Origin of the sequence: Zhongshania sp. (genome assembly GCF_041623545.1) — a bacterium.
Taxonomy (GTDB): domain Bacteria; phylum Pseudomonadota; class Gammaproteobacteria; order Pseudomonadales; family Spongiibacteraceae; genus Spongiibacter.
In genome coordinates, this window is sequence record NZ_JBFJWS010000104.1 from 1 (window position 1) to 10,070 (window position 10,070).

At 49.3% G+C, this 10,070-nt stretch carries 11 protein-coding genes; 3 read left to right on the forward strand and 8 right to left on the reverse strand.

The window, feature by feature from the left end:
* Positions 1 to 456 (forward strand): enoyl-CoA hydratase/isomerase family protein (locus tag ABYT30_RS10735; protein WP_373096406.1); only part of this gene is annotated, 456 nt, incomplete at its 5' end.
* A 48-nt stretch (positions 457 to 504) separates the two neighbouring features.
* Here the strand turns inward: ABYT30_RS10735 and ABYT30_RS10740 are convergent.
* Genes ABYT30_RS10740 through tsaB form a run of 3 tightly spaced genes read right to left on the reverse strand, consistent with a single transcriptional unit; the run spans position 505 to position 3,376 of the window.
* Positions 505 to 1,806: a M18 family aminopeptidase gene (locus ABYT30_RS10740; protein WP_373096408.1), complete on the reverse strand. Its 1,302-nt coding sequence runs from the start codon at positions 1,804 to 1,806 to the stop codon at positions 505 to 507.
* 58 nt (positions 1,807 to 1,864) lie between these two features.
* A complete protein-coding gene (locus tag ABYT30_RS10745; RefSeq protein ID WP_373096410.1) occupies positions 1,865 to 2,668 on the reverse strand; it encodes an undecaprenyl-diphosphate phosphatase in 804 nt (267 codons plus the stop codon).
* Between the two features lie 24 nt (positions 2,669 to 2,692).
* Complete coding sequence (tsaB, locus tag ABYT30_RS10750; protein WP_373096413.1) at positions 2,693 to 3,376, reverse strand: tRNA (adenosine(37)-N6)-threonylcarbamoyltransferase complex dimerization subunit type 1 TsaB; 684 nt, start codon at positions 3,374 to 3,376, stop codon at positions 2,693 to 2,695.
* Positions 3,377 to 3,473: 97 nt separating this feature from the next.
* Between tsaB and mobA the strand changes: the two genes are divergently transcribed.
* Positions 3,474 to 4,070 carry a molybdenum cofactor guanylyltransferase MobA gene (gene mobA / locus ABYT30_RS10755; RefSeq protein ID WP_373096415.1) on the forward strand — a complete coding sequence of 199 codons (597 nt, stop codon included), beginning with the start codon at positions 3,474 to 3,476 and terminating at the stop codon, positions 4,068 to 4,070.
* Between the two features lie 62 nt (positions 4,071 to 4,132).
* On the opposite strand, the gene ABYT30_RS10760 is transcribed toward mobA, so the two are convergent.
* The 3 genes from ABYT30_RS10760 to adk form a co-directional block, all read right to left on the reverse strand.
* The gene (locus ABYT30_RS10760; RefSeq protein ID WP_373096417.1) at positions 4,133 to 5,038 is read right to left on the reverse strand and encodes a hypothetical protein; all 906 of its coding nucleotides are present in this window, start codon (positions 5,036 to 5,038) and stop codon (positions 4,133 to 4,135) included.
* Between the two features lie 106 nt (positions 5,039 to 5,144).
* On the reverse strand, positions 5,145 to 6,140 hold the full coding sequence (gene hemH / locus ABYT30_RS10765) for a ferrochelatase (protein WP_373096419.1): 996 nt from the start codon (positions 6,138 to 6,140) through the stop codon (positions 5,145 to 5,147).
* Between the two features lie 108 nt (positions 6,141 to 6,248).
* Positions 6,249 to 6,896 carry an adenylate kinase gene (gene adk / locus ABYT30_RS10770; protein ID WP_373082469.1) on the reverse strand — a complete coding sequence of 216 codons (648 nt, stop codon included), beginning with the start codon at positions 6,894 to 6,896 and terminating at the stop codon, positions 6,249 to 6,251.
* Between the two features lie 427 nt (positions 6,897 to 7,323).
* Here adk and ABYT30_RS10775 point away from each other — a divergent pair, with 427 nt between their 5' ends.
* Positions 7,324 to 7,656, forward strand: coding sequence for a type 1 pili tip component (locus ABYT30_RS10775; RefSeq protein WP_373081101.1), 333 nt, complete (start codon positions 7,324 to 7,326; stop codon positions 7,654 to 7,656).
* A gap of 38 nt (positions 7,657 to 7,694) precedes the next feature.
* Here the strand turns inward: ABYT30_RS10775 and mazG are convergent, their stop codons facing one another.
* Both mazG and ABYT30_RS10785 read right to left on the reverse strand, forming a co-directional pair.
* On the reverse strand, positions 7,695 to 8,504 hold the full coding sequence (gene mazG / locus ABYT30_RS10780; protein WP_373096421.1) for a nucleoside triphosphate pyrophosphohydrolase: 810 nt from the start codon (positions 8,502 to 8,504) through the stop codon (positions 7,695 to 7,697).
* A 2-nt stretch (positions 8,505 to 8,506) separates the two neighbouring features.
* A partial coding sequence (locus ABYT30_RS10785; RefSeq protein WP_373096424.1) for a bifunctional (p)ppGpp synthetase/guanosine-3',5'-bis(diphosphate) 3'-pyrophosphohydrolase occupies positions 8,507 to 10,070 on the reverse strand: 1,564 nt, incomplete at its 5' end.

Genomic DNA, 10,070 nt, shown 5'->3' on the forward strand with positions numbered 1-10,070 from the left:
GGTGCGGGTTTCAGTCTAGCTATTTCCGGCGACCTGGTCTTGGCGTCCGACAAAGCTAAATTCACGATGGCCTACACCGGTATTGGCGCCAGTCCAGACGGCAGTTCCACACACTTTCTGCCCCGTCTTGTTGGTCTGCGCCGCGCCCAAGAATTGATGTTTACCAATCGCGTATTGAGCGCCGACGAGGCTTTGGAATGGGGGATGCTCACCAAAGTCGTCAGCGCCGACGAGCTACTCACCGAAGCGCAGGCACTTGCCAGAAAAATGGCAGACGGCCCTAGCCTCGCCCACGGCGAAATAAAATCCCTGCTGCTATCAAGTTCCAGCAATACCTTGGAAACTCAGTTGGAATTAGAAAGCCGCGGTATTGCGAAATGCGTGAGTAGTGAACAAGGTAAAGAAGGCCTAAAAGCCTTTAAGGAAAAGCGCAAGCCGGATTTTAATCGCGGCTAAACTGCTCCCGCTTAAGTCGCTTTCACAAATGGTGTCGCAAATACAATGTCAGTTTGCGACACCTAGTGCTGCCAAGCCATAAAATGCCGACAACACCTTGTTCAAATTAAACGCGTCCTGACTACCCGCCAACTCACGAATTGAGTGCATGGCAAACGTCGGCACGCCAACATCTAAGGTCTTAACCCCGAGTGCGGCGGCCGTCAGCGGCCCTACCGTGCTGCCACAAGCCATATCACTGCGCACCACAAAGCTTTGCACTGCTACAGACTGATCGGCGCACAGACGGCGAAATAGTGAGCTGGTATCACTATTGGTCGCATAACGTTGATTCACATTGTTTTTTATAACCGGACCGGCATTGAGTAATGGCCCGTGATTCGCATCGTGACGATCGCTAAAATTAGGATGGATGCCGTGGGCATTATCCGCAGAGATCATCATAGAGTTTGCCATTGCCCGCTGCAGACTGACCTCGTCGCCCGCAATACGACGCAACACCGATTCTAACATCGGCCCCTGCGCCCCCACCGCCGACTGGCTGCCAACTTCCTCATGATCGTTGCACACCAAGACGGTGTGGGAGTCGGAGTCACTATTTAACAGCGCCTGTACGCCGATAAAACACGACAGCAAATTGTCCAGTCGCGCACTGGCGATAAAATCACCATTCCAACCAACCATCGCCGCTTTTTGGCTATCATAAAAGCTCAGCTCGTAATCAAGTACTGCGGCAACATCGCTAACACCGTGCTCAGTCAACTCACTTGCAAGCAGGGTGCGAAAGTCTTCTTTTTCCCCACTTTGCAGCAATACCACCGGCAAGTCTTTTTGCGGGTTCACCGAATGGCTATTATTGGCCTCACGATCAAGATGAATCGCTAAGCTCGGAATGATTCCCACCGGCCGCGCAATGTTTAGCAGGCAGCTTCGTAACTCCCCTTGCGTGTTTTCGTAATTCACGCGTCCAGCCAAAGCTAAATCTCGATCAAACCAAGGATTTAATAACGCGCCGCCGTAGACCTCTACGCCGACTTGGAAGTAACCGTGCCGATGTAATTCCGGCGTCGGTTTCACCTTAAGATTGGGGCTGTCGGTATGTGCCCCAACCATCCGCCAACCGCGCGGCAGTAAATCGCTCGCGCCGCAACAAAAGGCCACCAAAGACGAACCATTGCGCACAACAAAATAGCGGCCACCGGCTTTAAGCTGCCATTCATCGCGTTCGTCCAAGGCCTCAAATCCCGCACTGATTAAAGTCGTCACCATAGTCTCGACCGCATGAAATGGCGTCGGGCTTGAGTCTAAAAACTGCAGTAATGCTTCGTTAAAACTATTTAATTCGCTCATTCACACCTATCCTCAACCGCACGTCACTATCAGCGGATATAAAGCCCACGAGATCTACCTAGGCACTTGCTAACACTGCAAACAATATTCCCGCCAAGGCAACACGATAAATGGCAAAAGGCATCATACCAATCCGCTCAACCCAACGCATGAACACATGGATACAGGCATAGGCCGTTAACGCTGACACAGCAAAACCAATAAACAACAGCCCCCAGGGGACGTCGACACTGCTCTGAATCAACTCCAGTAATTTATAAGATCCCGCCGCCGCTATAATAGGCATTGATAATAAAAACGAGAATCGCGCGGAGTCACTGCGGTTCAAGCCGAGCATGAGCGCCGCAGTAATGGTGATCCCAGAGCGGGAGGTTCCGGGAATCAAAGCAATAGCTTGGGCAAAGCCAACAATTATCGCAATTCGTAGGCCAATATTCGCTAGGTTTTTAGTATGTTGGGCATAGCGATCAACAACACCTAAAATCACGCCAAATACCAAGGTTGTGGTGGCGAGCACATAGCCGGTACGTAAATTCAATTCAATAAAATCATTAAAAACAAGCCCGGCAATAACCGCGGGAATAGTCGCGACAATGACCATCCAACCCAAACGGCTATTGTCGTTTTTCGCGCCACCGAATACGCTAGCAAACCAATCTATTACAATCCCCGCGACCTCAGTACGAAAATACCAAAGCACCGCCAACAAAGAACCGACATGCACTGCCACATCAAAAGCCAAACCTTGATCGGCCCAACCAAACAAGGTCTGTGGCAACACCAAATGCCCGGAACTCGAGACCGGCAGGAACTCAGTAAGACCCTGAATCGCCGCCAAGATTACGGCTTGAAACACGTCCATTATGCTGTCATACCTCTATAGGTTTTATGATTTTTGCCAAGCGACACTGTCGCGTAAATACACGGGTTGAGCTAATGCGGCAGTTGTGTAGCGCCCAGCCGCAAACGCGCGATTCGCCAAGCGCAATACCGCGCTTGCCCGGGGGTAAACCTCAACGCTAACCGACTCAAGTTCGCTATTTAAATTAAAGCGTGACCGATAAGTCCAGCCACTACCTACGCCAAAAATTCGTCCGCTCTCGGCCAAAACACTGACATTCTCCGGCAAAAGCAAACTGTCCCCAACGATCTCATCTGCGAAACCAGCCGCGACCCGGTACTGCCCCCAATAGACTTCGTCCATCCGTGCGTCTAAGGCTGGCAAGACGATATCACCGTCACTGAGCTGCTGTTTTAACAGCGTATCCTGCGCCAAGGCTTGTAAGGTCGACACTGGAACCACTGGCAACTCTTGGGAATACGCGAGGCCCTGAACCACACCGGCACAAACCCGCAAACCCGTAAATGATCCAGGACCCGCGGCAAATCCAATGGCGTCAATTTGCGCCAAGCTCAATCCGGCTTCGGCCAGAATCTCAGCTACCATGGGTAGTAAAAATTGAGTATGGGCTCGAGGTAACATACGAAAATCTTCTAGTTCTCGGCCCTGGTGCAATAAGGCAACCGAACACGCTTCTGTTGAAGCCTCTATCGCGAGTAAACTGCTCATGAAGAAAAAACCGCTGGAATATTCATAATGATGTATGGTGTGAATCATACCATACTGGAATAAGGCACTTCATAAATTCGCAAGACATTCACTCGCCATGACCATAAAACGAAACTCACCACAACAAACCCATACCGTAACAGCGCTAATATTGGCAGGAGGTGCTGGCCGGCGCATGGAAGGGCAAGACAAGGGCTTACTAAAGTGGCAATCCAAACCCCTCATTGCGCATATTATTAGTCGCCTCCCAGAAGGGATTGATCAATTATTAATTAGCTGCAACAGAAACCTAGAACAGTACCAAAAATACGCCGCAACCGTAGTCGATGAGTATCCCGACTACCAAGGCCCATTAGCGGGAATCTATGCCGCACTCACCACCATCACTACGTCGGAACTGTTAGTTCTACCCTGTGACTGTCCAAGACCACCGCGGGATTTACTACGCCGGCTTTCCGAACAGCGGGACACGTACAAAGCTGATGTCTGCTTTGCTCACGACGGAGGGCGTGGCCAGTATCTATTCGCATTGCTTAACACTACGCTGAAAGCCAACTTGGGCAGCTACCTAGCATCCGGCGGTCGCAGTGTAAATCAATGGTATAAGCAGCTGCACAGTGTTCAGGCGGATTTTAGCGATCAAGCGGACGCATTTCGCAACATCAACTTACCGAGCGACATGCCGCAGCCATAAAATTAAGGTCATAAAAAAAGGGAGGCTAAAGCCTCCCCATTTCTACCTAAGCAATGTCCAACTTAGCTATTTTGCGACTCAGCTGGAGCTGCAGGTGCGGCTGCCGGAGCCGCCGCAGGTGCAGCAGCGGGTTTAGCCGCTGCGCGTTTCACCCGAGGCTTTTTCGCCGCTACTTTCTTGGCTGCAGGCGCCTTTTTTGCGGCTACTTTCTTGGCCGCGGGTGCCTTTTTCGCTACCGCTTTCTTTGCTGCAGGCTTTTTAGCGGCCACTTTCTTTGCTGGCGCCTTTTTCGCTACCGCTTTCTTAGCTGCCACTTTCTTAGCTGGGGCTTTTTTGGCGACGGGAGCGGATTTAGCCGCTGGCGCTTTTTTAGCAGTCGCCTTTTTAGCAGTGGTTTTCTTGGTGCCGGCGATTTTAGCATTTAATTGCTTAACCGCTTGTTTGTGCTTTGCCAGTAATTTTTTCTCTATCAACGCAACTTTAGCTTTATTTGCCGCAGCGCGCTTCTTCTTGAACCGCTGCTCAAATTGCTTCACCGCTTTAGCAAGATCTGCATCAGCTTTTTTGCTCAATGCCATTGAACGCTCAGCAACCTTTTGCTTAATTGCGGATTCAGAAGCTTTAATTCTGGCAACCGCTTTAACATTGGCCAGATCGGCTTTGCTTGCCGCAACTTTAGTACGAGCCGCTTTTAACTTCGCATTTACTTTTTCTGCGGCTGCAACTGCGCGCTTCACCGCATTTTTATCTGCCGCTCGGGCTGTCTTTTTAGCCTTAGCACGCGCCGCGTCAATTTTAGCTTTAGCATCAGCAAGCGCCTTGCGCTCTTTGGCAACTACAGCCTCCACTTTTTTCAAACCTTCCTCGGCTTTCACTACGAGTGGGTTTACTAAAGCGGCATTTTTACTTCTCGGTTTACGTTTAGCAGAGGCTGCTTTCGCGCTTACTTTTTTAGCTGCTGGCATCATTTATTCTCCTTGGCGTCGACGATGCTGGTTTAATTGCAATAAAAATAGCACATAAAATAACCAACGCAAAAAAAAGTCGTTGAATTACGTACAATTTCTTACTTTTTTACGAAAATAAATGCCTTTTTTCTTCAAGAAAGGACTTCAAAAGTAAAAACATCAGTTTTTGATGAGCTTCACTGTCATTCAAACACGGAACGTAACGAAACTCTTCTCCCCCGTTTTCAATAAAATATTCATGCACTTCGCCGTCAATTTCTTCAATTGTTTCTAAACATTCAACAGCAAACGCGGGGCACAAAACATCCAACTTTTTAATCCCGGAATTTGCCAAAGCAATCACCGTCTTATCAGTATAGGGTTGCAACCATTCGGCTTTTCCCAATCTCGATTGATAGCTTAACTGCCACTCCTTTTCACTTAAACCAAGCTTCGCGGCAAGTGCTGCAGCAGTCTCTTCGCAATGCCGCTGATATGGATCGCCCAGATCAACATTTCGCTTGGGTATTCCATGAAAAGACATTAGTAAACGCTCGCCGCGTCCGTGCTCAGACCAATGCCGCTGAACACTTTGTGCCAACGCGTCTATATACGCGGGATGGTCATGGTAGTTTCGCAACCACGACCATTGCGGGATATCGCGGCGACGCGAAAAAATCCGACTAATCTCATCGTGCACCGCAGCCGTTGTCGTTGCAGAATATTGCGGAAACAGTGGCAGAAAAAATAAGCGCTCACACCCCAGCGCCAATAATTCATCAACCGTCGCTGAGATTGACGTTTGCCCGTAACTCATTGCTAAGCGAAGCTCTAATTCCTGATCTGGGTAACGCTCTGCTAATTGCGTCGCCACGCCATCTACCAAACGCTGGGAAAAATATCGAAGCGGTGACGTCTCATTCATCCAAATTTGCTGATAGGCCTTAGCTACTCGGGGGGAGCGAAAAGGTAAAATTATGCCGTATAGAATTGCCAGCCAAAGTAAGCGTGGCACTTCAACTACGCGACGGTCAGAAAGAAATTGTTTTAAGAACTGGCGAACTGCCGCTGCAGTCGGCGCTGCTGGCGTGCCTAAATTGATAAAAACGATCCCGGATTTCATGGCAGTACCTGGTTAAATAATGTCAGCAAGATAAAAGGAGGGTCTGTTTACGAATGATAATAAAAAAAGGGCACCCTAAGGCGCCCTTTTTCATCTAGCATATCAATTTTAAGCTGCGAGTGCGGCAAAAACCTTACGAGTAATCTCTTCGACCGTACCAACGCCCTCAACGCGAGAATATTTTGGTGCGTCGCTGCCCTTCAAATTGCTGTAAAAGGCAACCAAAGGCTTGGTTTGCTCGTGATAGACATTAAGGCGATTGCGAACTGTATCTTCGCGATCGTCCTCACGCTGCACCAGCTTTTCGCCGGTAATATCGTCCACACCCTCTACTTTGGGTGGGTTATAAATAACGTGATAGGTACGACCTGAACCCTCATGGCTGCGCCGCCCACTCATACGCGTCACGATTTCCTCATCGGCAACGGCAATTTCCAGCACATTATCGATGGTAACGCCCGCTGTAATTAGGGCTTCAGCTTGAGGGATAGTCCGCGGAAAGCCGTCGAATAGAAAGCCGTTCTGGCAGTCGGCCTCGGTAATTCGTTCTTTTACCAGTGCGATGATAATTTCATCCGACACCAAGCCACCAGAAGCCATCACTTCCTTCACTTGTAAGCCCAATGGGCTGCCTGCTTTTACTGCCGAACGAAGCATATCCCCAGTAGAAATCTGAGGAATCGCAAATTTCTCGGAAATAAACTGTGCCTGAGTACCTTTACCTGCCCCAGGAGGGCCCAATAATATAACGCGCATAGCGGGAAACTCCCCAATAATTACAATTTATAGCCTGCGCCGTAGGGGCCGCCGCAGCAAAAGCGCACAACGATACACAGCAATCGCCCAGCACACAAGACTTAAGGCACCACTACGACTAATGGACGCAGTAACCAAACTAGGAAAGTACCTAGTTTATGGCATCCAAGGCGAAATAAAGACCAAATTCAAGCGGCACGGCCTTAGTGGCGAAACGTCGCGAGCAAAGATTCGGCCACACAGGGGAACTACGTAGTCGCTTGGCCCGCGGATATCAGGCCACCTTGCGAATACCCCCAGAAGAGTTCCCTAACAATAAGGGATAGTATTTACACCGATAATGCTAGCAAAAAAGCCCCACTCATAGGTATTATTTATTTATGGGCGGCTATTTTTTGGGCAGCCCCAAGATGACAGGTACCGCATTATGAAAGTACGAGAATTGTTATCTCTTTGGGAAGAAACCGCGAGTGGTACGCTTACAGCTGACTGCTACGAGGTTCGCTTATCCATAAAGGACGCAGCAAGGTTAAATGCCCTCGCTGAACTTTTCCCACGCCGTAATATAGAGGAGTTAATTACCGACCTGCTCAGTGCAGCCCTTGATGAGATGGAGAGTGTCATGCCCTACCGGCAAGGTACTAAGGTGGTCGCTACAGATGAACAAGGCGACCCCTTATATGAGGACGTAGGTCCAACACCTCGCTATCTGTCCTTGACTGAAAAACACTTAAATCGCTACAAGCAGGAAAACCATTAAGTCGCTTTTAGCACACGACCAAGCAGGTCTTGCCCTTCTTAAAGACCTGCCGCTTTAGCCTCATTCCAAAACAACTCCATTTGTGAGTTAAGTTCACCTTTCCCTGCAAAAACGCCGGATTCCTGACAGCGCTGCTCCACAAACCGAAATCGACGTTCAAATTTATCGCAAGCGCCACGAGTGACCGCCTCTGCGTCTAAGTTTAGATGCCTAGCAACATTTACCGCCGAAAATAATACATCGCCCATTTCATCGGCAACGGCTCGGGAATCAGCCATAGCGATGGCCTCTTCAAGCTCGTCTATTTCCGCTCGAAATGCGCCAATTACCTGTTTCAACTCCAGCCAATCAAAACCTTGTTGCGCAGCCCGCTTCTGGAGCTTCGTTGCCCGCGTGAGCGCTGGCAGCGCTCGAGGCACGTCATCCATCGCGCTATGTTGCGCTTTTTGCTCTCGCTCCTGCTGTTTAATCTCTTCCCAACGCGCTTTAATCGCCTCGTCAGCAGGTGCATCAAGACTACGTTGCGAATTCAGCTCACCGCTAGGAAATACATGGGGGTGGCGCCGCAACAGTTTTGCGACGATATCACTCACCACGTCGGAAAAACTAAACTGCTCTGACTCAGCCGCTAATTGGCTATAGAATATGACCTGAAACAGAACGTCGCCTAACTCCTGACGAATTTGCTCTTGATCACCCTGTTCAATAGCGTCAACAAGCTCATACACCTCCTCCAGCGTGTATGGCACCACACTACTAAAGGTCTGCTTTAGGTCCCAGGGACAGCCGGTATCAGGGTCCCGTAAACGAGCCATCAAATACTGTAAATCTGCAATGCTGTAGGTCACTGTTAACTTTCCCTAATTCGGCGAACAGCAACTACATTGGGCAGACCGTTAAGACGATTAAACAAATCCGACAAAGTAGCTAGGTCACGAATCTCCAAGCGTATTTTCATCGTCGCCATGTGATTAGCGGTATCAGTAACCGTATTCATGGAGATAACATTAACTTTCTCGGTAGCCAATTGCTGGGTAATATCACGGAGCAAACCCTGGCGATCATAAGCTTCAAGTTCAATGTCGACCGGATAGGTTTCAATTTGAGCGTCTGCCCAATCCACCGTAATAATGCGCTGGGGCTCAACACTCTGCAGCTGCAATAATTTATTGCAGTCTTGTAAATGGACGCTTACACCACGACCTACGGTGATATACCCTGCTATTGCTTCACCCGGTAAGGGTTTACAGCAGCGCGCAAAGTAAGTCATTAGATTGCCCACGCCGCTAATACGAATTTGACTACCATCATTACTTTTTGTGCTTGGCGCTCGCAATCTGAGTGCTGATTGCGAATTGGGCTCTTCTCTACCCGCCAAGCTGTGCGCAGCCTTAATCAACTGAAAAGTACTGATCTCCCCAGCACCTACTGACGCATACATATCCTCAACACTGGCGCAATGCATCTGATCCGCAAGGTATTTATAGTCGATACTATTCAACGCCAGCCGTTTGAATTCCTTATCTAGCAACGCTCGACCAGCGACAATATTGTCTTCTTTTGCCTGTAGGCGAAACCAATGCTGTACCTTGGTTCTCGCCCGCGAGGTCTTGAGGTAACCTAAATTGCTTTGCAACCAATCTCGACGCGGCTCACTGTCTTTGCCCGTTAAGATCTCGACTCGCTCCCCTGTTTTTAATGTATAGGTAAGTGGGACGATCCGGCCGTTTACCTTGGCGCCACGGCAGCAATTCCCAACCTCGGTATGGATATGGTAGGCAAAATCCAGCGGCGTCGCGCCGTTTTGTAAGTTGACCACGTGACCGTCTGGGGTAAAAACGTAAACGCGATCTTGAGTGTGGGTAAATTGCTCTGCAACATCACTACTGCTGCCACTTTCCTCATGCCAATCTAAGACTTGACGCAGCCACGCAATTTTTTCATCGTAGCTATTACTACTTTTCGCGCTTTTATCCGCCCCCTTATACATCCAGTGCGAACAGACCCCAAATTCGGCTTCTTCATGCATTGAACGAGTACGAATTTGGATCTCTAACACTTTGCCGTCAGGTCCGATTACCGCAGTATGCAAAGAACGGTAGCCGTTCTCCTTGGGGTTCGCGATATAGTCGTCAAACTCGTTTGGTATATTTCGCCAAAGTCCATGCACAACACCCAACGCCGCATAACAAGACTTGGTATCTGGGACCAGAACACGGACTGCGCGAATATCGTAAACCTGAGAAAAGCCGATACCCTTGCGCTGCATTTTTCGCCAGATGCTGTAAATATGTTTTGCCCGCCCGGCAATATCCGCCTGAATATTGTCAGCTTCCAATGCGGTTTCTAACATCGCGATGGCATGTTCGATGTAATGCTGGCGATCAAGTCGCTTCTCATCGAGTAATTTGGCA

Coding starts and splice junctions, on each gene's coding strand:
- mobA (WP_373096415.1), top strand. CDS start 3,474: ATGACCATAAAACGAAACTCACCACAACAAACCCATACCGTAACAGCG.
- ABYT30_RS10760 (WP_373096417.1), bottom strand. CDS start 5,038: ATGATGCCAGCAGCTAAAAAAGTAAGCGCGAAAGCAGCCTCTGCTAAA.
- ABYT30_RS10740 (WP_373096408.1), bottom strand. CDS start 1,806: ATGAGCGAATTAAATAGTTTTAACGAAGCATTACTGCAGTTTTTAGAC.
- tsaB (WP_373096413.1), bottom strand. CDS start 3,376: ATGAGCAGTTTACTCGCGATAGAGGCTTCAACAGAAGCGTGTTCGGTT.
- ABYT30_RS10745 (WP_373096410.1), bottom strand. CDS start 2,668: ATGGACGTGTTTCAAGCCGTAATCTTGGCGGCGATTCAGGGTCTTACT.
- hemH (WP_373096419.1), bottom strand. CDS start 6,140: ATGAAATCCGGGATCGTTTTTATCAATTTAGGCACGCCAGCAGCGCCG.
- adk (WP_373082469.1), bottom strand. CDS start 6,896: ATGCGCGTTATATTATTGGGCCCTCCTGGGGCAGGTAAAGGTACTCAG.
- ABYT30_RS10775 (WP_373081101.1), top strand. CDS start 7,324: ATGAAAGTACGAGAATTGTTATCTCTTTGGGAAGAAACCGCGAGTGGT.